Here is a 22419-nt window from a genome sequence, read left to right on the forward strand (position 1 = left end):
AACGGGCTCGCGTGAACGGGCTCGCGTGAAGGGCAGATCGGCAATCTGCGTCAGGAGCTCCCTGGTTGAGACATCGGCGTTGCCGTGGGGCGGTCCGGCCCGCCCCGCGGCTCACCGCGGCTCGCCCCGCGCCTTCATCAGGCGCGCCATGTCGAGATCATCCGGGCTCCCGCGCTCGGCGAGCGCGCGGGCGACGCGCGCCTGGTCGGCGGGCGAGCGGTTCTGGCTCAGCTTGAACTTGCCCTCGAGGCGGTCGATCTCGATGGTGATCCCCACGATCCCGCGGAGGAGGTTCTCGTGGAGCTCGCGGTCGAGCGCGCTCGAGCTCCAGGGCTCGGCCGCGCCGCGCTCGTGGATGCCGGCGAGGTCGTCGAGCAGCCGAATCAGCTCATCCTGGCTCATCGGCGAAGCGGCGCGCCCGTGGGCGTGCACCACGGCGTAATTCCACGTCGGCACCTGCCTGGTCGGCTGCTCGTACCAGCGGGGCGAGACATACCCGTGCGGCCCGGAGAACACCGCGACGACCGGCCTGCCGCCCGTGGCCAGCCGCCAGATGGGGTTCGCCCGCGCGACGTGCGCGCGGAGCCGCCCGGAGGGCCCGGCGTCGCGATCGAGCACGAACGGCAGGTGCGCGATCTCGATGCCGCCCTGATCATCCGCCGCCATGAGGCAGCCGAAGCTGTGTCGCTCGACGAGATCGAGCAGCCGATCGCGATCCGTCTCGGCGAATGCCGCAGGCGAGTACATGCCGAGAGCTTACACCCGCTCCGCCGCGCGCGGCGCCGGGATGAGCGCCGCCCGGCGCGGCGCACGGGCGTCTGCCCGGCTTGCTCGCGGGGCGGCGCCCGCTACATAGAGGTCTCTATGGACGCCATCGATCTTCTCGAGCGCCATCACCGCGAGCTCGAGCAGCAGTTCTCCGGCCTGAAAAAGGCCTCTTCCGTCGCCCCTGAGCAGTTTTTCACGGCCGCCGACCTCCTCGCCACGCACATCACGCTCGAGGAGCAGCACTTTTACCCCGCCGTTCGGGCCCGCCGCACCGAGGATATCCTCCTCGAGTCGCTGGAGGAGCACCTGTCGCTCAAGCGCGTGCTGGCCGATCTCCTGGCGCTCGACACCAAGGACGAGAAGTTCGGGCCCAAGCTGCACGTGCTCGCCGAGCAGCTCGAGCACCACCACAAGGAGGAGGAAGAGCACCTGTTTCCCAAGGTGAAGAAGCTCCTCGACGACGGCGCGCGCGAGGAGCTCGGGCAGGCGATGCAGGCGCGGATGAGCGAGCTCCGGCAGGGCGAGCCCCGCAAGCTCGTCCTCGGCCAGACCGACGCCGCCGCGCCCCTCCCCTGAGCCGCGCGCTGCCCCGCCGCGACGCTCGGTGGGCGCCGCGGCGCGGGCGCGCGGCGGGGCAGCGCGCTCATGTGAGCCCCCCCGCCGCGCGGCGCGCTTCGCGGCTTCTCGGCGATGTCTCGACGCGACACCCCCGCGCAACGCGCGCGTGCCGCCGCCCGCGGTAAGCCGCCCGCGGTAAAAAGATGAGCCGCCGCGCGCGCAGGAGCCCACCAACAGCATACGTGAGTGAGAAAATTCATCGGAACGAACACGATTTTTCTAGAAGGAATTCCCCTACAGTCGCTATCGTACACTGTTGCGCGTCTTGCGGCAGGGGCTCGAGATGCCACCGGATACGATGGATGATGCTGCGAAGAAGCCGCTGGGCGGGCCTGATGCCCGGCGGCAGCCGGCCGGCGCGGCGGGCGCGAGCGGCGGCGCTCGCCGGTGCGGGCGAGCGCTGGGCAGCGCACACGGGGAATCTTCGACGGAGGTAGGATGACGGCTCGACCTGTACTCTCGATTGACACATCCTTCGACCCGGATAGCGCGTGGTTCGCGACGGGGCGCACGCAGCTCTATGGGCGTATGGGAGAGCAGTTCTCCATCGTACCGTTCGGGCGCGCGAGCGCGGAGCGGCGGAGGATCATCCGCCAGATCGCGCGGGCCGAGAGCGGGGGCAACCCGTTCCGCGGGATCGTCGTGTCGTCCCACGGCAGGACGAGCTGCGTCGTGGACGACGAGTCGCCGGACGGAATCCTGCTATCGCACGAGAGCCCCGCGCAGGAGATCGAGCTCTGGGCGCGCGGCCGCGTGCTGTATTTCTGCTGCGGCGAGACGGCGAGCGGCCCGCTGTTCGACAAGCTCCTCGAGGCGGGCGCGCGGACGGTGGTCGGCTTCACCGGCCGGCTCTGCGCCACGACCGTCGACAGCAAGTTCTTCTGGCGGCAGCTCGATCAGGAGCTGGTGACGTGCGCGCTGCACGACCAGCTGGCGCCGGGCTTCGAGCGGGCGCGGCAGCAGTTCCTGGAGCGCGTCGCGACGCGGCTCGTGGCGCTCCCCGACGGAGCGGCGCGGGAGGACCTGTCGAGGATGATGGACCTGCTCGCGTCGATGGTGATCCGAGGCGCCGAGAAGGGATAGCGCCGGGGCCGCGCGACGAGCACCGGCGCCGCGGGCCTCCCCCTCAGGGGAAGCTCAGGATCTCGACCCAGAGGGGGTTCCGGCCCACCGGAAACGACGTCGAGGCGGTGAGCCGGCCGCTCGCGGGGTCGATGGCGTGCACGCGCACGGCGTGCGAGAGCTGCCCGGCGGCGACGAGCCAGCGGCCGCTGGGGTCGACCTGGAAGGCGCGCGGCTGCCGTTCCGTGGGCGCGTGCGAGACCAGGGTCAGGCGGCCGGTCTGCGCATCGACGCTGAAGCCGGCCAGCGTGCTCGACGTGCGCTCCGAGGTGTAGAGGAAGCGGCCGTCGGGCGTGAGGTGCAGGTCGGCCGCCCAGGGCTTGCCCGAGAAGCCCTCGGGCAGCGTGGAGAGGCGCTGGACCGCCGACAGCGTGCCGCGCTCGGCGTCGAAGGCCAGGAGCTCGACGGTCGCGTCCAGCTCGTTGAGCAGGTAGACGAAGCGCCCGTCGGGAGAGAACACCAGGTGGCGCGGGCCGGCCTGCGGATGCACCGGCAGCGCCTCCGGATCATTGGGCGTGAGCTGGCCGGTGGCCGCGTCGAAGCGCCACTGCAGCACCGCATCCGAGCCGAGGGCGCTGACGAAGACATAGCGGTTCGACGGATCCACCAGGGTGGCATGCGCGTGGCGGCCGGCGGGCAACACCGCAGCAGGCGCGCGGACCGAGCCGTCGCCGCCGAGCGGGCTGACGGTGATCTTGTGGCCGTGGTAGGAGGCGCCGAAGAGGGTTCTACCGCTGCGATCGGTGACGATGTGCGCCATGCTGTCCGGCAGCGGCGCCGCCGACAGCGGCCTCAAATGCCCGCTCGCGGCGTCGAGCGCGAAGCTCTGCACGGCATAGGGCTCCGAGCGCAACGCGACGTAGAGGAAGCGCCGATCCGGCGAGATCGCCAGCGGCCCGGCCTGGCCGTCGACGCCGACGGTCTGCACGGGTGCCAGCGATCCGTCGGCGGTGTCGAGGCGCAGCACCGAGATCTCGCGGCTCTCGGCGTTGGAGACGTAAACGTAGGTGGCGGCCTGGGTCATCGCGGTGAAGGGGCTTTCGGCCAGCGCCAGCTGGCAGGGTGGAGAGGAACGCCTTCTATCCGATCCGACGCCCCCTGGAAAGGCGACGCCGAGGGCGCGTCGCCTTGCCTCGAGCATTCGCAAATCTGCTGCTCGGGCATATCGACACTCCGGCGGTCTGAATCGTTGCGGAGCGCTCACCGGGAATATCCATGCTCCTTGGCGTCCTTGGCGTCCTCGGCGCCTCGGCGGCCTCTCTCCTCCTCTCGCTCCGCGGAGCGCCGGATCGCGGTCTGGTTCTTTCTCGTCCGAGCGCCGCTCCAGGGCGGCCCTGGTCGGGTGCCGCGCGGTCCGGTAGATCCAGGAGAGCGATGAGACGCAAGCCCTCGATCCTGCTTTCCTCGGCGGCGCTCCTCCTGGCCGCCGGCGCCGGCGACGCCCTCGCCAGCGGCGCGCGCCCGGCCGCGAGCGCGCCGTCGTTCCTGGACGGCGGGCGCCGCGTCGCCGTCGAGCGGCTCGGGCCGGCCGCGCGGGGCGCGTCCGGCGGCGCGCTCTCGCCGCTGCGGCTCCGCTACCCCGACGGCCGGACGATCCACGCGAGCGTGGGCGCGACCGCGATCGTGAAGGTCGAGCCGGGCGCCGAGGGCGAGCTCGCCGGCGCGGGCCTCGATGTGGTGAGGCCGCTGATGCCCTCCATCGGGCTATGGCTCGTCAGGGACACGGGCGACGGCGACGGCCTCGACGTCGCCGAGCGGCTGCAGGGCGCGGCGCGGCCGGCCTTCCTGCGCGAGGCGATCCCGGACCTCCACGTGCGCCTCCAGGCGCGCGGCGCGCCGTTCACGCCGGACGACCCGCGCCTGCCCGGACAGTGGTACTTCGACGACCTCAGGATGGAAGAGGCGTGGGGGCGCACGCGGGGCGACGCGGCCACGTCCATCGTCGTCGTCGACACCGGCTGCGATCTCGATCACCCCGACCTCGCCGCGAAGATGGATCCGGGCCTGGACGTCATCGACGGCGACGACGACCCCACCTACCTGCCCGGCGCAGAGGGCGTGAACCACGGGACCGCCTGCGCGGGCCTCATCGCCGCCGACACCGACAACGGCGTGGGCATCGCGGGCGGCTGCCCCGAGTGCAGGCTGCGGTGCGTGCGGCTGCTCGACGAGGAGCCGCAGCCGCTCTCCGCCTCCGTCGACGCCTTCGAGTTCGCCCTGGAGGTGAACGCCGCCGTCGTGTCCAACAGCTGGGGATACGCCGAGCCGATGCCCGTCCCCAGGGTGGTCGAGGACGCGATCAACCGCCTGTTCGACGCCGGGCGCGACGGGAAGGGGGCGCTCGTCCTCTTCGCCGCCGGCAACGACAACCGGGAGATCCGCGACGACGAGATCCAGGCCGCGCGCGGCGTCCTCAACGTGGGCGCGGTCAACCACCTGGAAGAGGAGACGTCGTTCACGAACCGCGGGAGCTCCCTCGATCTCGTCGCGCCCACGGGGACGCTGAGCACCGATATCGCCGGGCGCGAGGGCGACAGCCCGGACGACTACACGTCGCTGTTCGGCGGGACCTCCTCGGCGTGCCCGGTCGCCGCCGGCGTCGCCGCGCTGCTCGTGAGCGCCGCGCCCGAGCGGACCGCGGGCGAGCTCTACGACATCCTGATCCGCACCGCGCGGCCGGCGCCGTTCGCCCTCCCCGACGAGCGCGGGCACGACCCCATCTTCGGGTACGGGATCATCGACCCGGTCGCGGCGCTCCGGGAGGTGCTCGGGGACGAGCCGCCGCCGCCGGAGCCGCAGCCGCCGGAAGAAGGGGGCGAGGACGAGCAGGCGGGCTGCGCGTGCGCGGCGGCCGGCGCTCCCTCGGGCGAGCGGCGCGGCCTCGCGGTCGCGGCGCTCCTCGGCCTGGCCGCGGCGGCGCGCCGGCGCGTGATGTCGCGCGCGGCCGGCGCGTGACGTCGCGCGCGGCCGGCGCGTGACGTCACGCGCGCGGCCGGCTCCCGCGGAGCGCGTCCCGCTGCGCGAGGAGCCACGCGCGCGCCTCGGCTTCCGTCTCGAAGAACTGCACGGGATAGGACTGCTGCGTGAGGAGCTGCACGCTCTTCGCCGCGAGCGTGCAGACGACGCGCACGGCGAAGCTCGCCCCGAAGAGCGCGATGGCGTCGAAGCGCACGGCGCGCATCTCGCTCGCCATCACCTTGCGCGCCGACGGCAAGATGGTGCCGATGCGACGCGTATCCGAGAGCACGAGGACCTCGCGGCCGCTGTCCGACAGGCCCTTGCAGGCGGCGGCGATCTCGCGCGCCATGTCGTCCGACAGGTCGCCCGCGACGACGGTGCACAGCAAGCCGTCCGGATCCTCGCGAAGGGTGAGGCGCGCAGCCTCGGGACCGGGGTCGCTCATACAGAGCATCGTAGCGTCTCGCGTCGAGCGCGGGACCGCATTCCGGCGCAGCGGGCGCGCCGCAGCGGGTGAGCGATCGGCCGAGATCAGCGGTGGATGCGCGTGAACCTGCGCCGGCGCAGGGCGAGCGCGAGCAGCGACGCGCCGAGCGCGAAGCTCCCGGCCGCGGCGGAGCTCCCGGCCGCGGCGGGCGCCACGACGCGGCAGCCGCACCCGCCGTCGTCGCCGCCCTCCTCGCCCTCCGGCGGCGCCTCTCCTCCGCCGCCCGCGCCGCCCGCACCACCGCCGCCGCCCGCGCCGCCGCCGCCGCCCGCGCCGCCGCCGCCCTCCGCTTCGGCCCGGCACGCCGCGACCTCGTCGGCCGTGCCGATGCACAGCGTCGGCTTGCGCGAGTCGCCGTCCTGGAGGCCGTTCACCACGATCACGGCGAGGCCGTCGGCGCCGGCCGTGTCGACGAGCTCCGCGCCGGCGGCGACGTCGTCGGCGCGCGCGATCTCGCCGTACGCGCGGCCGCGCCGCGCCGCGAACAGCAGGGCGAGGCCCTCGAGCTGCGCGGGGTCGCCCGCGAGCGCGGCGGTCATGGCCGCGCGCCCGTCGGGCGGGGCGCTGAAGTACTGCGCCGACGCGTGGAAGACGCGGAGCCGGCCGGCGTGCGGCGCCGCGACGGAGCGCGGGACGAGGCCCCGGTAGCCGGCCCCGGCGGCGTAGGAGCGCTCGGGATCGGCGTGGAGGCCGGTGAGCAGGTTCCAGGCGGCGAACTCCACGAACCCGTCGGCGAACGTCGCCTGCGCCCGCGACGCGAGCAAGGGGTCGAGCTGCTCGAACCACCCGGGATCGGCCTCGCCGAACGCGCCGTCCTCGACGCGCTCCCAGAGCTCGCGGACCGTGCCGTCGCCGTAGCGCTCCTCGAGGAACTGGAAGAAGAGCGCGCTCCCGTAGCTGAAGGGGTCGACCGGGCCGATCATGGGCACGTCGAGCGATCGATCCGTGTTCGAGAGGTAGCCGCCGACGAAGCCCTCGAAGTCCTGGAGCGAGGGGTCGAACGACTCGGTCGCCCAGACCGCGCTGCCCTCCAGCATCGGCGTGTCCTGGCCGTGATCGTAGGCCGCCTGCACGGCGTGGAAGAGCTCGTGGCTGCCGAGGATCCGGTTCGCGATCCGCGTCGACGGGTAGTCGTAGCCGCTGAAGTCGTTCTCCTGGGTCATGAAGCCGGCGCAGCGGCCCTCGTCGTCCGGCGCGCAGGCGTCGACGCGGAACACGCCGTCGCCGACGCCGGCGAAGTCGACGAGGTAGACGTCGAAGCGGCCGTCGCCGCCGTTGTCGGGGAGGTCCTCGTCGCTCCTCGGCGGCCGGAAGCCGAGGACGTCGCGGTAGTGGACGATCACCTCGTCGTAGATGGCGGCGACCTCCTCGACGAAGTCGGGGACGCCCGTCGCGTCGGCGTCCTCGGCGGGCACCGCGCTGCGCCCCTCGCGCGCGAAGTGGACAAGGAAGCTCCCGGAGGCCGACGCGAAGGTCTCGACCGCGTCGTCCGGATCGAACCGGAACTGGAGATCGGTGCCGCGCGTGTCCGGCCGATCGAGCGGCGCCGCGGCGGGCCCGTCGAGCGGGGGCGCGTCGCCGGCGCCGCAGGCCGCGAGCGCCGGGGCGAGCGAGGCGGCGAGCGCCGGGGCGAGCGAGGTTGCGGCGCAGGCGGCGCGGCGGCGCCACGAGGCCGCGGCGCAGGCGGCGCGGCGGCGCCGCGCGGGGGCGGGGCGCCCGGCGCCGGAGGGCCGGCTCACGGGAGGAAGGCCCACCGGATCTGGAGGTTGGCCGCGCCGGTGTCGCCCATCGGGACCTCGCCGGTCTCCTGGCACGTCGCCTGGTTCTCCTCGTCGTAGAAGTGCGTGACGGTCAGCTTGAGCCTCCGGCCGTCCGCGAGCTGGAGGACGTAGACGGCGCCGCTCATCTGCACGCAGCCGGGGTACTTCCAGTAGCCGGAGAGCGCGGTCGCCGGCGACTCCAGCCCGGAGCCGTCCGGGATGAGAGCGCAGCTGTCGCTCGTGTCGCTCATGTCGCTCATGTCGCTCGTGAAGTACTCGTCGCTGCGGAGCCTCAGCTCGCCGGGCGCCTCGGCGAGCGCGTCGTAGTCGGGCGTCCCCGGCAGCCGCGCCGCCGTCACGCAGGACGGCCCGGAGTGGCCGCTGTTGATGCGCACGACGTAGCGCCGGAAGGCGATGTCCCAGTCCATCGATCCGAGCGACGCCTCGTCGGAGATCTCGACCTTCTCGAGGCCGCCGTCGGTGAACCGGGCATAGACGTAGGCGTGGGGCTCGGAGGCGAAGGCGCCGCCCGCGGTGGCGTCGATGAGGGAGCGGAACCCGCCGCCGTCCTGCTCGTTGCTGAGCTCCCCGGGCGCCACCTCGGACTGGAGGTTCATCTGCTGGAAGACCTCGTCCTCGCAGGGCACCGGGGTCGGCTCGAGGCACGCGGGCTGCGGCTCCGCGGCGGAGCCGCCGCCCCCGTCGCTCGCGCCGCCGCCTGCTCCGGCGCCGCCCGCGCCGGGACTGGCCGGTTCGTCGGAGCCGCAGGCGCAGAGGGCGAGCAGGGCGAACCCCGCTGCGAGGAGAGCGGAGGCCGGGGAGGAGCGCATGTGCGGCATGGTAACAGAAGCCCTGGCCGGAGCGCTGGCTACGGCGCGCCGGCGCGCCGGTAGAGCCACCAGTCGCCGACGTGATCGACGGGGACGATGCTCGGGTCCTTCGCGAAGAGGTGATCGGCCCCCGCCCGCCGGCGGACGAGGAACCAGTCGAAGAAGGCGCCGTGGCGGCGCACGTCGAATTTCTCCGGCGTCCACTCCCACCGGAGCGGCGTCGGCGGCGGGACGACGGCGCCCGGCTCGGCGCGAGGCCGGTAGGCGATCGGCGACGCGTCCCAGACGGCGAAATGGAAGCTGAGCCAGCCGCCCCGCGTGGCCTGGACCCAGGCGGGGAGGTGGATGAACGGGGTCGTCGCCCGGGTCGAGCCGCCGTGATCGAAGACGAGGTAGAGCAGCCTGGGCGCGGGCGGGATGCGGGCGATGATGGCGTCGAAGTCGCGCGTGCTGTGGTCGAAGCGGCGGTAGTTGTCGCGCGCGACGTCGCCGAGGGAGAGCGCCGCGGCCGCGATCGCGAGCACGGCCGGCGCCTTGAGCCAGGGCGATCGCGGCAGGTCCGGGAACGCGCCGAGGGCGAGGAACAGGGCGGCGACGATCTCGCGCGGGTAGACGTACCACCAGAGGCCGATCTGGAGCGGCAGGCTCAGGAACAGGCCCAGGAACACGGCCGCGCAGGCGATCGGGACGAGGGCGGCGAGGCGCGCGAAGGCGCGCTGCCGCGCGTCCGTGGCGGGAGGGGGCGCCGCGTCCGGGACGGCGGGCGCGGGCATGGGGGTGGCGGGCGCGGGCGCCGGCGCGGACGTGGAGGCGGCGGGCGCCGCGTCGGGGGTGGCGAGAGCGGGCGCCGGCGAGGACATGGAAGCGGCGAGCTGCACGGCCGCGCCCCCGAGGCACACGAGCAGCGCGGCGAGCACGAGGCGCGCCGCCCGGCGGGCCGCCGCCGCCTCGGCGGGATCGGTGAAGCTCGTGAACAGGAGCGACGGGGCCTCGCCGAGCCGCTCCCAGTGGAGCGCGGGGGTGAAGGGCGCGGCGTGGAGGGTGTCGGTCCGGACCGCGAGCCACGCCGCGAAGAGGACCAGCGCGGGCGCGAGCGGCAGCGCGATGGGGCGGAGCCGCCGCGTCGCCGGGAACACCACGATCGCCGCGCCGACCACGGCGGCGATCGCGAACGGGAAGCGGAAGACGTGGGTGAAGAACAGCGCGACGAGCGCGAGCGCGAGCGCGGCCTGTCGGCCGCGCGAGGGGCGATCGACGAGCAGGAGCGTCAGGCCGACGACCATCGCGAAGAGGCCGAGCGCGCCCATGTGGTTGAGGAAGCCCCAGTGCGTGAGGTTGCACCAGACGAGGACGAGGCCGAGGACGCCGAGCAGGGGGCTCCGCTTCAGGCCGTGGAAGAGGACGGCGAGGCCCGCGGGCAGGAGCGCGAGCATCGCCGCCGCCGCGACCTTCACCGCGGCCACGGGCGGGAGGACGAGCATGAGCAGGGCGCCGAGCGCGTACATGGACATGTACGGGACCGCGAGCGGCTGGAGCGTGAACTGCTCGCGGAAGTGCCACGCCGGATCGAGGTAGTGCCGGAGCGCCGCGGTCTGGGCCGCGTGGAACGGGAGATCGGTCATCGGCGGATAGCGGACGACAGCGAGCGGGAGGGCGATCACGTAGACGGACGCGGCGACGACGACGAGCGCGAGCGCCGCGCCGAGGGGCGCGCGGACCGCGGCGCCCGCGGCGCGACGGAGCGGGCCGGACAGCGCGCGGACCGCGGCGCTCACGGCGCGGCGGAGCGGGCCGGACGGGGCGCGGCGCGCGGGGGCGGGGGCCGCCGGAGGCTCCGCCGGGGGGGACGGGGTACCCAAAGTGGCGGGAAGCTACCATCTCGGAACCGACCGAAGGGCCTCGGAGGCCGCGCGCAGAGGTCGCGACGTGCCGGCGACCCCTCGCGAAGGGCGCTCGGTCGATCCGGAACCGACCGAAGGGCCTCGGAGGCCGCGCGCAGAGGTCGCGATGTGCCGGCGACCCCTCGCGAGGGGCGCTCGGTCGATCCGGAACCGACCGGGGGGCCTCGGAGGGCCGCACAGGGAGGTCGCGATGTGCCGGCGACCCCTCGCGAGGGGCGCTCGGTCGATCCAGACCCGACGCGAGGGCCTCGAAAGCTCGCACCGAGAGGTCGCGATGTGCCGGTGACCCCTCGCGAGGGGGGGTACGTCGATCCGAAACCGAAGGAGAGGCCCTCGAAGGCCGGAGGGGTCGATCCGGAACCGGCGCGGTCAGCGTCGCGGCCGGCGACGTCGAGGCGCGCACGCGGATCGACGAGGCCCGGACGCCCGCGGGCCGGCGGGTCACGCTGCTCCGGGCCTGAACGGCCGCGCGCCGGCGAGGCTCAGGGCGCCCCAGGCCCCTTGTCCTTCGCGCTCGCGACGCTCGCGAGCTGCGCCTCGAGCGCCGCGACCCGCTCCAGCGCCGCCTCCTTCGCGGCCCGCTCCGCCTCCTTCGCGGCCCGCTCCGCCTCCGCGGCGGTCGGGAAGAGCGCTTCGCCCTCGGATCCCGTGGCCAGCCGGACGCGCGCCGCGTCGCCCGCGCCGATCACCCGCAGCCAGCAGCCGAGCACGCGCGCGTAGATCCGATCGACGTTCGTCGTCTCCACCCGGACGAACCCCCGCGTCTTCAGCCGCCGGTAGCGCTGCCAGCGCACCCGATCCCGGCTCCTCTCCCAGTCGGGATCGAAGATCACGAGCTCCCTCACCCCGAGCTCCCGGTAGCGCTCGGGCGCGTCCACGTAGTCCTTGTACGGCTCGTCGGAGGAGACGACCTCGAGCGCGAAGCTCGGGGCGATCCCGGTCTCCCACACCTTCCAGCTGCGCACGCGCCGGCCTGGCGGCACGCCGGGGAGCACGTACACGTCCGGCGCCACGACCTTGGAAGGATCGAACTGCTGATAATAGATGAACTGGTCCGCCCCCACGAACCGCGGCCGGCCGAGCTCCTGGTACCAGCGCTCGATCAGCGGGCGGAGGAGCTCCACGATCCATGTCTGAAGGGAGTCCTCCCCCATCTTCTTCTCCACGGGATAGAACGTCGGATCGCGCCCCCTGCCGTCGCGGTGCGCCCGCCCGTGAACCTGCCTGTGCGCCTCGGTCGACATGCCCTACCTTACCCGAGCCGCGCGCGCGCATCGACCCGCGCCGCCGCCGCGGGCGGCGGGCGCGTCTCTCCTCTCCGGAAGCGCCTCATCGACGCTAGGCTGCGCGCACGTTGCTCTTCCCGCGCCCCGCCCCCCGCCCGACCGATCTGCGCGGCCTCCCCGCCGCCTCCCGCCTCGAGACCCGCGCGGCGCTCGCCGTCACCGCCGTCGCCACCGCGTGGTTCGCGCTCGCCGCCGCGTGGGAGATGTTCGGGCCCATCCTCGCCGGCCATTACGCGTCGTCCGCCGGCGTCGGGATCATCGCGGAGAACATGCTCCGCTGGAAGATCCTCGGGCCCGTGTGGGAGTACACCGCGAGCCGGCCGGCGCCGGAGATGTACTACTGCCACCACCCCTGGGGGATCTTCTGGACGACCGCCGCGTTCATGGAGGTCCTCGGGCGGTACGACGTCGTCTGCCGCCTGCCCGCCGTCCTGCTGAGCGCCGCGACGCCGCCCCTGCTCTACGCCATCGGCCGGAGCGTCTACCGCCCCGCCGCAGGGGCGGCCGCGGCGGCGGCGTTCGTCGTCCTGCCGATCACGCTCGCGTTCGCGAGCCTCAACGCGCTCGAGGTCCCGGTCATGGCCTGGACGCTGCTCGGGCTCTTCGGGTACGTCCGGCTCACGCAGACGGCCCGGCGCCGCTACCTCGCGGTGAGCGCGCTCGGGCTCACGCTCGGCATGCACGCCGACTGGCCCGCGTTCGTGCTCACGGGGGGGCTGCTCGCGTTCGGCGCGCTCCGCGCCTACCTGCTCCCGAAGCGCGTCTTCGGGCCGATCCACGAGCGGCGCTACGCGCAGTGGTGGGTGCTCACCGCCTTCCTCGCGGCGCTGACCGCCGCGCTCTACCTCGCCCTCTTCCACCAGGCCGGCAAGCTCGGCGATCTCCTGGCGAGCTACGGGTTCCGCTCGTCGGGCAACGCCGAGCCGCTCGCCAAGGTGCTCGCGGGCCGGCGGTACTGGATCGAGCTCTCGTTCACGCCGATCGCCATCGCCGCGGGGAAGCTCGCCGCGCTCGTCTGCGCCGCGCGGCTCGTCCTGCTCCGGCGCGAGCACGACGCGCTGCCGCTGCTCTACCTCGCGACGGCGACGGTGCAGTACGTCGTCTTCCGCCAGGGCGCCGACATCCACATCTTCTGGCCGCACTACTTCGGGGCCTACTTCGCCCTCGCCGCCGCCGCCCTCGTCGCGACCTTCGCGGCGCTGCTCGAGCGCGCCGCCGCCGCGGCCGCGCGACGCGCGCCCGGCGCCGCGCGCGATCCCGCCGGGCCGGCGCCCGCGTGGCCCGCGCTCGCGGCGCTCGCGCTGTGGCTCGCGCCGCTCGCCGCCGTGCTGCGCGACGGGCTCCCCGCGCTGCGCTACGCGCGCGAGACGGGCGGGCGCTTCAACGAGCGGGGGCACCTCATCGACTCCGACGGGGAGAAGACGGCGTTCCTGCGCTGGCTCGCGCCGAGGTTGCCGCGGACGCCGACCGACGCGGTCGTCGAGATGCACGAGGGCATGAAGGCCACCTGGGCCCAGGTCTGGGCGCTCGGCGGGCGCGTCGTCAAGCCGACCCGGCCCGCGCCGAGGGAGGCGCCGCCCCGCGGCGCCTACCTCGCGGACACCCGGTTCATGCTCGACCGGGACCAGGCGAGCCTCGCGCAGCGCTTCGACATCACGGCGGTGGGCCCGTTCTGGGCGCTCGGCGCGGGCGTCGGGGCGGAGGCGCGGGCGCAGGGCGCGCGCGGCATCGAGGCGTTCTCGTTCCGCGAGCGCGAGCCGGGGCTCCTCGCCTGGTACTTCGTCTCGGGCACCGAGCCCGAGCGCGAGATCGTGCCGGATCCGTTCCTCACGTGGGAGCTCCGCGCGCACTTCGGACAGCCGGCCGAGCCGCCGGCCGGCCCGCCGGAGACGCTGGAGCAGAAGCGGATCGCCCACAACGCCGCGCTGGCCGCGGGCGACGCCGCGCGCGCGGCGGCGCTCTTCTCGGAGATCGCCGCCGCGCTCGCGCCGCTCGGCGCGCGGTTCGACGACGGCACCGAGCTGCTCGGGACCACGTTCCACGAGGGCGCGCGCTCGCTCCTCACGATCTTCGTGCGCGCGGGCGGGCCCGCGGCGAGCGACGTGGCGCTCTCGGTGCGGTCGCGGGTGGTCGAGCGCGCCCCGCTGTCCACGACGATGGCGGACCCGGTCTACCGCGAGGTCGGCCTCCCGACGGCGATCTCGCCGCAGCGCTGGAGGGCGGGCTTCGTCTACGCCGATCCGGTGCCGATCCGGAAGCGGCCGGGGACGGAGGTGTTCTGGGCGTCGCTGAAGGCCCGCGATCGGGGCCGAGCGCCGAGGCTCCTGGACGGCGGCGGCGCGTCCGAGGTCGAGGTGCTGCGGCTGCGCTGAGCGGCGGCGCCTCCATCCTCGTGGACACGGCCCCGCATCCGGGTTTTACCTTCGGGCATGAGCTCTCGCCGAACAGGTCTGGTTCTGGTCCTCGCGCTCGCGTCGGCCTGCGCGCCGCCGCCCGCCCAGGCGCCGGCGCAGCCCGCGCCGCCGGAGCCGGCGGGCGCGACCTCCACGGCGCCGGCGGGCGCGACGCCGGCCGAGCCGACGGGAACGACGGCCCCGGCGCCGGCGGGCACGACGCCCGCCGCCGGCGAGGCGCCCCCGGCGACCTCGCAGGTGCCTGGGGCGGCCGCGCCGGTCGAGGCCGCGCCGAAGCCGGCCGCGCCGAGGGGCGACGGGAACGTGAAGCCGGGCGCGGCCGTCGCGACGGGGACGCTCGGGGGCAGCCTCTCGGAGGTGCAGATCCGCGACGTCGTGGAGAAGCACGCGGAGCTCTTCGACGAGTGCTACAAGGTCGGCGTCAAGAGCTCGCCGAAGTTCGTCGGGAAGGTGACCGTCAAGGCGACCATCGGCCCGAGCGGCAAGGTCAACAAGGCAGACGTCGTGAGGTCGACCGCGAAGAACCCGCAGGTCGACCGCTGCGTGGCCGATGCGTTCGAGAAGATGCAGTTCCCCCCGCCGCAAGGCGGGGTGACGACCGTCATCACCTTTCCCATCGAGTTCAGCGGCATGGAGCTGGTGCCCTGAGAGGCCCTGCCCGGGAGCGCGGCCGGCCTGGACGCGGCCGGGCAGTGCTCAAAATGGAACATGAAGGCGGGAAGGCGGGAAGAAAAGATCAATGATCTTCCTGCCTTCCCGCCTTCATGGGAACTCTCTCAGGGCAAATGTGAGCGCTACCCGCGGCCGGCCCCGGCGAACGACCGATCCGCCAGAGGCGCGCGACCGCGTGGCGATCTGCGACACGTGAGGCGGATCGTCCGCGTGGGCCGCGCCGGGCGCGGGCTCGGGAGACGCGCGTGCCCGGGCTCGGCCGAGCAGGGCGAGAGGGCCGGCGAGGGCACGGAAGCTGCTTTGCGCTGGAACGCTGAAGCGCTGAAACGTTGAAGGCGACACGCCGTCCGCCCGATCCGCCCCGCAAGCGCGATCGGCAGACGGCCAGGCAGACCACGCCCATGGATGGGTGTACCGGCCGCCAGGCGGTGCGACGCCCCGCGGCCGGTCGCGTTCGAGATCCACTATCGCCGGCGACGGCACGGGTGAGGAAGCATGGAGCGGATGGAAGTGCAGCGGGATGTCCGGAGCGCGATCGCGATAGCGTATGAGCTCTCGCGCCACGAGCACGTGCAGAACCGGGAGCACGTGTCGCAGGCGCTCGGCGAGCTCAAGGACGAGCTCGCGCGCATCGAGGCGAAGCTCGGGGGCGAGCGCATCCACGAGGTGACCGCGGACGGGCTGCCGCCCGTGCTCGAGCAGATCGAGGGGCTCGTCGAGGACGCGGGGCCGGTCGTCGGCGATCAGATCAAGGCGCTGCTCCAGAGCGTGCAGCGCATCGCCGGGGAGCTCGCCCCGGGCCGCTCGTAGGCGAGCGTCAGGCCGCCGGCCGCCGCGCCGCCAGGGTGAAGCCGAGCGTCTCGGTGGGATCGGGCAGCGCGCGGTCGAGCACGCGCGCGCCCGCGGCCACCGCGATCATGGCCGGCGCGACCAGCGGCAGCGTCCACACGCGCGCGCCGCGGCCTTCGCAGGCCTCGTGGCCGAGCTTGCCCATCGCCTGCGCGACGCCGCCGATCTGCGCCACCTGGAGCGCCAGGTAGCTGTTCACCTTGTGGCCGAGCAGGCTCCAGAGGCCGCCGTGCGGGCAGATCTCCTCCACGGCCAGGCCGGCGCGGCCGCACAGCGCGCGGAGGCCGTGGGGGGTGAAACGGAAGTAATCGTGCGGCTCCTCGTGCAGGCGGAACGAGAACGGCGCGCTCAGGAGGAGCAGGCCGCCCGGGCGGAGCACGCGCGCCATCTCGGCGACGAGCGCCTCCGGGCGGGGGGTGTGCTCGAGGACCTGCACGCTCAGCACGGTGTCGAAGCTCGCGTCCGGGAAGGGCAGCCGCTCGCCGTCGTAGAGCATGTCGGCCTTGCCCCGCGCGCGCGCGGCCGTGGCGCCGAAGGTCGCCTCGTGCTCCACGCCGAGGTACTCGAGGACGTGGGGGAGGAAGAGGTGCTCATAGGGCTTGTCGCCGCAGCCCACGTCGAGCAGCCGCCCGCGCGCCCGCGGGGCGAGGCGCGCGAGCGAGGTCACGACGTGGGTGAGCTGGAGATCGACCCAGTCCGACGCGGCCCGCGCCGCGCGCCCGAGCGGCGGGCGCCGGAGCAGGGCGTGCAAGAGCTCGTTCATGGCCGCCTCTTATCACCGCCGCGCCTCGCGAAAGAGGCCCGCGCGACGGCCGCGGCGCGACGCGCCTCGATCCGGCGCCGCCCCGCGGCGGCGGACGATCGCTCGAGCCGCGCCTCCGCGCGCCTCCTGGCCTCTCCCGGAGCGTTCACCTACCCTGCCCCGAGCTCATGGATCTGGAGACGATCTTCTCGATCTGCAACGCGGCGGTCCTCCCCGGCTGGCTGCTGCTCGCCTTCGCGCCTCGATGGAGATGGACCCAGCGCGTCGCCGCGGGCACGGCGGCGGCGCTCGCGCTCGTGTACCTGATCCTGATCGTGCCGACGTTCGGCAAGGGCGAGGGCAGCTTCGGCAGCCTGCACGGGGTCGGGCAGCTCTTCGCGCGCCGAGAGGTGCTGCTGGTCGGGTGGATCCACTATCTCGTGTTCGACCTGTTCACGGGCTCCTGGGAGGTGCGCGACGCGGCGCGGCTCGGCATACCGCACTGGACGGTCGTGCCCTGCCTGGCGCTGACGCTGCTCTTCGGCCCGGTCGGGTTCCTCGGTTACCTGGCGCTCCGCGCGGCGCTGCGGCGCCGGCTGGACATCGACGACGCTGCCCCGGCAGGGATGCCCGCGTCCCCCCGCGGCGCGCCGTCGCCGCCGCCCTCGTGAGGTCCGGCCCGGGGCGCGGACCGCGCGCTCGGGCGCGCGAGCGGGGCAGCCCCGCAGCGCTCAGGCTGCGCGGGAGCCCTGGGCGCGCCGCGGGCCGCTCACGGCGCGGTAGAGCGCCTCGTACTTCCCCACCATCACGGCGCTGCTGAAGCGCTCGCGCGCGCGGCGCGCGCAGGCGGCGCGGTCGAAGCGCGCGAGCCCCGCCGCGATCGCGGCGAGGCGCGCGCCGTCGCCCGGCGCGGCCAGGAAGCCCGTGATCCCCTCGTCGACGATCTCGGTGAAGGAGCCGCGGCGAAAGCCGAGCACCGGGGTGCCGCAGAGCATGGCCTCGACGGCGATCAGCCCGAACGGCTCCTCCCACTGGAGCGGGCAGAGGAGGGCGCGCGCCCCGCGCAGGAGCGCGACCTTGCGATCGAGATCCATCTCTCCGAGGTCCGACGCGCCGCTCTCCCGGAGGCGCGGGGCGACCTCGCGAAGATAGTAGAGTCGATCCTTGGAGTGCGCGCGGCCGGCGAGCCTGAGCTGCATGCCCGCGGCCCTCGCGATGTCGAGGGCGAGGTGGGTCCCCTTCTCCTCGGCGTAACGGCCGAGGTGCGCGAGGTAGCCCTCGTCGGAGAGGCTCGTCGGGTAGCGCGCCGGCGTGACGCCGTGATGGATCACGCACGAGCGCGGGAGCGCGATCTCGAGGGAGCGCTGCCGCTCGCTGATGGCCACGTACGCGACCTCCGGGTGCTGGGCGTAGATGCGCGAGCTCTCGTCGCACGACGCGTGGTGCAGGGTGTGCACGGCCGGGACACGGAGGAAGCGGGTGAACGGGACGGCGATGGGGCTGTTCAGGTGCACCAGGTCGAACCTGTCCTCCCGCGCGATCTCCGACGCGGCCCACGCGACGTGGTTGACCTCGTCCTCCGGCGCAGGGGGCCAGCGAGGGCTCGCGTAGAGCGACCGGCGGCGGCAGGCGACCGACGAATCGCCCGTCGCGAAGAGCGTCACCTCGTGTCCGCGCGCCGACAGCCCCTCGGCGAGCTCGTAACAGAACAGCTCGGTCCCTCCGTATCCGGAGGGCGGCACCCGGATGAACGGGGTGGAGATGATCGCGATTCGCATGCTCGTTGCTCCTCGATCGCCGCGTCCCTGCGTCGCCGCGCCGCAACCGGGGCGTCATGCTCGACCCCCGCCCGAGGCGGAGCGCATGCCGGCGGTTCGATGCATCAACGAGCATGCCAGCAGGCGGATCCCGCCACCCCGGCGAGGGAGCGCGCGGGAGCAGGCGCTGCCGCGAGCCGGCGGGGCCGCCGCCGGCCAGCGCGGGTTCGGCCCTGCGCCGTGCGGCGCGGCGCGCTTTCAACAGGCGTCCCATGCGTCTAGGATGCCCGCCCGCTCGTCCTTGCCGCGGGGCAGCGCAGACGGCGTCGACGGCCTGCGCGCCCCGCCCAACCTGCAACCAGGTGTGTCCATGACTTCGAGATCGAATCGATACGGATCCGCGCTCGCGCTGAGCATTTCGCTGCTGGCCACCTCGGGCTGCGAGCTGGCCACGATGCCCGACCGCAGCCAGATCGGCGACGGTGGGAGCGGCGGGCAAGGGGGCGCAGGAGGGCTGGGGGGAGCCGGCGGCTCTGGCGGCAATGACGGCGGCGGGGGCGGCATCGGCGGCTCCGGCGGCAATGACGGCGGCGGGGGCGGCATCGGCGGCTCCGGCGGCAATGACGGCGGCGGGGGCGGCATCGGCGGCTCCGGCGGTGGCGACGGTGGCTCCGGCGGTGGCGACGGTGGCTCCGGCGGTGGCGACGGTGGCTCCGGCGGTGGCGACGGCGGCTCCGGCGGTGGCGACGGCGGCTCCGGGAATGGCAACGGTGGATCCGGCGGAGTCGGTGGCATCGGAGGTGACGGCGGCGAAGGTGGAGTCGGCGGCGGAGACGGCGGGTCCGGCGGCAGCGGCGGCGGCGGCACCTGCACCGGCGACGCGGACTGCGCCGAGCCCGCGAGCGAGTGCGCCATCGCGAGGTGCGTCGACGGCGGGTGCGTCACCGAGCCCGTCGCCGCGGGGACGCCGGCGGAGATGCAGATGGCCGGCGACTGCAGCGAGCGCGTCTGTGACGAAGGCGGCGCGGTCGTGGAGATCGACGACGACGACGACGTGCCCAACGACCGCAGCGAGTGCACGATCGACGCCTGCCGCGACGGCTCCCCGGTCAACGAGCCGAAGGAGGTCGGCACCGAGTGCGCCCTGCGCGACGGCGGGAAGTGCAACGCCGCCGGGGCCTGCGTGGAGTGCCTGGTCCACACGGACTGCCCGTCCCAGGTCTGCCTCGATTTCGTGTGCCAGGTGGCCTCGTGCGAGGACGGCCGCCTCAACGGCGACGAGGGCGGCATCGACTGCGGCGGCTCCTCGTGCCCGCCGTGCGGCGCGCCGGCCCAGGTGACCTCGGTCGATTACCCGATCATCGCCGTCGGGGGCGCGCTCGTGCTCACCGGCACGGGGTTCACCGGTGCGACGGAGGTGACCGTGAGCTACGTGCCGCAACCGTTCACGGTCGACTCCGACACGCGGATCACCATCCCCGCGCTCTCGGACGCGACGCCGATCGGCCCGGGGGAAATCGTGGTGAGCCGCCCGGGCGCGCGGCAGACCACGTTCCGGGTGACGGTGCTCCGGCTCCAGATCAACGAGCTCGACGCCGACACGCCGGACGTCGACGCGCTCGAGTTCGTCGAGATCAGCACGGGCTGGCGGCTCACGAGCCTCGCCGGCTACACGCTCGTGTTCTTCAACGGGTCCGACGACGACACCTCCTACCGGGCGATCGAGCTCAACGCCACGACCGACCGGTTGGGGCTCCTGCTCGTCGGCAACGGCGGCGTCATGCCGGCGCCCGCCCTCGTCTTCCCGAACGACACCCTGCAGAACGGCGCGGACGCGGTCGCCTTGTACCAGGGGCTGCCCGCGGACTTCCCCTCGGGCTCGCCGGCCACCAGCGCGCGCCTGCTCGACGCCGTGGTCTACGACACGAACGATGCCGACGACAAGGGGCTCCTGGACGCGCTGATCTCCAGCGATCCGGAGGCCCCGGAGCGCGTTCAGGTCAACGAAGGTGCGACGGCCGCGCCGGCGACGCAGTCGATCCAGCGCTGCGCCGACGGCCCCCGCGACGGCAGCCGCTTCGTGACGGCCGCGCCCACCCCGGGCCGTGATAACGCCTGCCCCTGATCCCGGCGCGCGCGCGGCCCTCCGGGCCGCGCCGCCGCCCCCGCGCCGACCCGCCCCTCAGCGCTCCAGGTAGATCTCGAAATCCTCGATGAGCACGGCGAGCTCGTAGCGATCGTCGATGAGCACCGCGAGCGCCGGGAACCCGTCCAGCGTGTCGCGCGAGTCGAGCGCGTCGCCGGTCACCGACGGGAAGACGTCGTGGCGCTCGACCACGATCGCCGCCGGCGGGCTCGCGGCGAGGTCGCGCATGAGCGCGTCGCGCGCCTCCTGCCGGGCCCACGCCGCGCGCTGCGGGACGTTGTAGAGGTAACGCGTCGCCGGCGGGCGATCGGCGAGGTCGTAGATCACCGGCTCGAAGCCCCACACGAGCACCGGCCGCCCCGGCGCGACGCGCTCGCGCAGCCACGCGGCGACCGCGCGGTTCGCCGCGGCGTTCACGTCGGCCACCGAGGCGAGGCGGTCGAGGCGGCCCTGGTCCCGCGCGCCCGCGGCGAGCAGCGCGAGCCGCTCGGCGCAGCGATCGAGGTACGCGTCGGCCACGTCCTTGGTCGCGGAGCGGGCGAAAGCGGCCGCGACGAGCGCCGCGACGAGCACGGCGGCCGCCCGCGCGCCGCGCCGGACGCAGCGCTGCCACGCCTTCCAGAGGCCGAGCGCGGCGAGCATCGCGGTGAGCGGCCAGGTCGCGCCGTAATGGTACGGGAAGAACTTCGCCTGCATCACCACGCCGGCGAGGTGCATGGCGATCACGCCCGCGAACAGCGCCACGCCCGCGCGCTCGTGGCGCTCGGGGTGCAGCGCGAGCAAGCAGACCAGGCCGAGCGCGATCGGGCCGGAGTACCGGACGAGCCACTCGCTGACGCCGTGCCACGCCATCTCGAGCACGCCCACGCCGCGCCACCCGAGCGCGGTGTAATGCGGCGTGAAGACGAAGAGGACCTCCCACAGATCGCCGAGCGCCCCCTTCGCGGCGAACCACGCGACGCAGGCGAGCACGGGGAGCACGCCGCCCAGCGCGATGAGCAGGGCGGGCCGGAGCGCGGCCCACACGAGCGCGGGCGCGGAAGAGCGCGCGGGCGCGCCTGGAAGAGAGCCTGCGGGCGCGTCCGGCGGCGCGCCCGGAAGAGAGCGCGCCGGCTCGCCCTCGATCGCGGACCGGACGGCCGCGGCGCTCGCGGCGCTCGCGGCGCCGCGCCGCGCGAGCTCGGCGAGGGCGGGCGCGGCCAGCGCGACGGCGAGCACGACGCCGCCGCCGGCGAGGGGCGGCTTGAGGAGGCCGGCGGCGCCGAAGAGCGCGCCCGAAGCGACCAGCGCGGCCGCGCGCGGGGCGGGGCGCGGCGCGCCGGCGGCGCGGCCCTGCCCCACGCCGCGCGCGGCCACGAGCAGGGCGGCGACGGTGAGCATGCCGCCGAACGACTCGGGCTGCGCCGTGTGCCAGAAATCGAGCTGGGCGTGCACGAGCACGGCGAGCGCGGCGGCGACGATCCCGATCCGGCGATCGCCGAAGGCGCGGCCGGCGAGCGAAGTCATCGCGAGGCACATGCCGGCGAGGCCGGCGACCTCGAGGGCGCGGATGCCCCACTGCGCCGGGCCGAAGAGCGCGCGCGCGAGCGCGTAGATCAAGAAGATGCCGGGCGGCTTGAAATCGAACGCGTCGCGGTACGGCATGCCGCCGTCGAGCACCGCCCGCGCGACCATGGCGTAGATGCCCTGATCGCGGCCGTAGCCGTAGGTCAGGATCTGCAGCAGCAGGAACGCGATCGCGCCGAGCGAGACCGCGCAGATCGCCCGCGCCCCCGCGACGCGCGCCGGCCCGGCGTCGGGGCGCTCGCGCGCGATCTCGGTCGAGGCGGCCCGTGGACGAGGGACCGCGGTCACATCCGGCGCGGCGTCACGCACCGGGCCCTTTTACCGGCTCGGGCGCGCCAGCGTCTACGTGCGTCGACGTGCGATTCCACGTACGATTCCAGCCCTCCTGCGCCGGGCGTGTCGGCGGGGGCGGCTCGCCAGGCACCGGCAGGGTGAAGCAGGGTGAAGCAGGGTGAATCAAGATACGCAGCGGACGAACACTGTGTCGTTGCTCTCGAAGGGCGGGCGGCGTATACGACCGTGCCGCCTTGCCCAGAGAAACGG

General features: G+C 74.4%; 18 protein-coding genes. 8 read left to right on the forward strand and 10 right to left on the reverse strand.

The annotated features are described in order from the left end of the window. Nucleotides 1–111: 111 nt before the first annotated feature. A complete protein-coding gene (locus tag WMF33_RS37855) occupies nt 112–747 on the reverse strand; it encodes an FMN-binding negative transcriptional regulator (RefSeq protein WP_437333158.1) in 636 nt (211 codons plus the stop codon). A 117-nt stretch (nt 748–864) separates the two neighbouring features. Between WMF33_RS37855 and WMF33_RS37860 the strand changes: the two genes are divergently transcribed. Together WMF33_RS37860 and WMF33_RS37865 are read left to right on the forward strand one after the other, a co-directional pair. After that, a complete protein-coding gene (locus tag WMF33_RS37860; RefSeq protein ID WP_061625109.1) occupies nt 865–1344 on the forward strand; it encodes a hemerythrin domain-containing protein in 480 nt (159 codons plus the stop codon). Between the two features lie 570 nt (nt 1345–1914). Next, nucleotides 1915–2469: a hypothetical protein gene (locus WMF33_RS37865; protein WP_437333159.1), complete on the forward strand. Its 555-nt coding sequence runs from the start codon at nt 1915–1917 to the stop codon at nt 2467–2469. Between the two features lie 43 nt (nt 2470–2512). Here the strand turns inward: WMF33_RS37865 and WMF33_RS37870 are convergent, their stop codons facing one another. Then, nucleotides 2513–3532 carry a lactonase family protein gene (locus WMF33_RS37870; RefSeq protein ID WP_437333160.1) on the reverse strand — a complete coding sequence of 340 codons (1020 nt, stop codon included), beginning with the start codon at nt 3530–3532 and terminating at the stop codon, nt 2513–2515. A 350-nt stretch (nt 3533–3882) separates the two neighbouring features. Here WMF33_RS37870 and WMF33_RS37875 point away from each other — a divergent pair, with 350 nt between their 5' ends. After that, nucleotides 3883–5463: a S8 family peptidase gene (locus WMF33_RS37875; protein WP_437333161.1), complete on the forward strand. Its 1581-nt coding sequence runs from the start codon at nt 3883–3885 to the stop codon at nt 5461–5463. Nucleotides 5464–5488: 25 nt separating this feature from the next. Here the strand turns inward: WMF33_RS37875 and WMF33_RS37880 are convergent, their stop codons facing one another. From WMF33_RS37880 to WMF33_RS37900, 5 genes are all read right to left on the reverse strand, one after another. Next, nucleotides 5489–5911, reverse strand: coding sequence for an STAS/SEC14 domain-containing protein (locus WMF33_RS37880; RefSeq protein WP_437333162.1), 423 nt, complete (start codon nt 5909–5911; stop codon nt 5489–5491). 86 nt (nt 5912–5997) lie between these two features. Further along, nucleotides 5998–7692 (reverse strand): MXAN_6640 family putative metalloprotease, encoded by a 1695-nt coding sequence (locus WMF33_RS37885; protein ID WP_437333163.1) that lies wholly within the window; start codon nt 7690–7692, stop codon nt 5998–6000. Continuing rightward, the gene (locus tag WMF33_RS37890; RefSeq protein WP_437333164.1) at nt 7689–8543 is read right to left on the reverse strand and encodes an HmuY family protein; all 855 of its coding nucleotides are present in this window, start codon (nt 8541–8543) and stop codon (nt 7689–7691) included. The genes WMF33_RS37885 and WMF33_RS37890 overlap by 4 nt, the downstream gene beginning before the upstream one ends. A gap of 38 nt (nt 8544–8581) precedes the next feature. Then, nucleotides 8582–10318 (reverse strand): hypothetical protein, encoded by a 1737-nt coding sequence (locus WMF33_RS37895; RefSeq protein ID WP_437333165.1) that lies wholly within the window; start codon nt 10316–10318, stop codon nt 8582–8584. Between the two features lie 608 nt (nt 10319–10926). Next, nucleotides 10927–11688: a Uma2 family endonuclease gene (locus tag WMF33_RS37900; protein WP_437333166.1), complete on the reverse strand. Its 762-nt coding sequence runs from the start codon at nt 11686–11688 to the stop codon at nt 10927–10929. 110 nt (nt 11689–11798) lie between these two features. Here WMF33_RS37900 and WMF33_RS37905 point away from each other — a divergent pair, with 110 nt between their 5' ends. The 3 genes from WMF33_RS37905 (at nt 11799) to WMF33_RS37915 (ending at nt 15626) form a co-directional block, all read left to right on the forward strand. Continuing rightward, a complete protein-coding gene (locus WMF33_RS37905) occupies nt 11799–14102 on the forward strand; it encodes an ArnT family glycosyltransferase (RefSeq protein WP_437333167.1) in 2304 nt (767 codons plus the stop codon). A 57-nt stretch (nt 14103–14159) separates the two neighbouring features. Further along, nucleotides 14160–14792: a TonB family protein gene (locus WMF33_RS37910; protein WP_437333168.1), complete on the forward strand. Its 633-nt coding sequence runs from the start codon at nt 14160–14162 to the stop codon at nt 14790–14792. 519 nt (nt 14793–15311) lie between these two features. Next, nucleotides 15312–15626, forward strand: a complete 315-nt coding sequence (locus WMF33_RS37915) for a hypothetical protein (RefSeq protein WP_437333169.1) — start codon at nt 15312–15314, stop codon at nt 15624–15626. 7 nt (nt 15627–15633) lie between these two features. Here WMF33_RS37915 and WMF33_RS37920 read toward each other — a convergent pair whose 3' ends face one another. Then, nucleotides 15634–16428, reverse strand: coding sequence for a class I SAM-dependent methyltransferase (locus WMF33_RS37920; RefSeq protein ID WP_437333170.1), 795 nt, complete (start codon nt 16426–16428; stop codon nt 15634–15636). A 167-nt stretch (nt 16429–16595) separates the two neighbouring features. Here WMF33_RS37920 and WMF33_RS37925 point away from each other — a divergent pair, with 167 nt between their 5' ends. Continuing rightward, nucleotides 16596–17078: an ABA4-like family protein gene (locus tag WMF33_RS37925; protein WP_437333171.1), complete on the forward strand. Its 483-nt coding sequence runs from the start codon at nt 16596–16598 to the stop codon at nt 17076–17078. 60 nt (nt 17079–17138) lie between these two features. On the opposite strand, the gene WMF33_RS37930 is transcribed toward WMF33_RS37925, so the two are convergent. Next, on the reverse strand, nt 17139–18185 hold the full coding sequence (locus WMF33_RS37930; RefSeq protein WP_437333172.1) for a glycosyltransferase family 4 protein: 1047 nt from the start codon (nt 18183–18185) through the stop codon (nt 17139–17141). 349 nt (nt 18186–18534) lie between these two features. On the opposite strand from WMF33_RS37930, the gene WMF33_RS37935 reads away from it, so the two are divergent. Continuing rightward, on the forward strand, nt 18535–20289 hold the full coding sequence (locus WMF33_RS37935; RefSeq protein ID WP_437333173.1) for a hypothetical protein: 1755 nt from the start codon (nt 18535–18537) through the stop codon (nt 20287–20289). Nucleotides 20290–20346: 57 nt separating this feature from the next. Here the strand turns inward: WMF33_RS37935 and WMF33_RS37940 are convergent, their stop codons facing one another. Continuing rightward, nucleotides 20347–22185 carry a glycosyltransferase family 39 protein gene (locus WMF33_RS37940; RefSeq protein ID WP_437333174.1) on the reverse strand — a complete coding sequence of 613 codons (1839 nt, stop codon included), beginning with the start codon at nt 22183–22185 and terminating at the stop codon, nt 20347–20349. Between the last annotated feature and the right edge of the window lie 234 nt (nt 22186–22419).

It is taken from the genome of Sorangium sp. So ce394, assembly GCF_051474665.1.
GTDB classification, from domain to species: Bacteria; Myxococcota_A; Polyangia; order Polyangiales; family Polyangiaceae; genus Sorangium; species Sorangium cellulosum_D.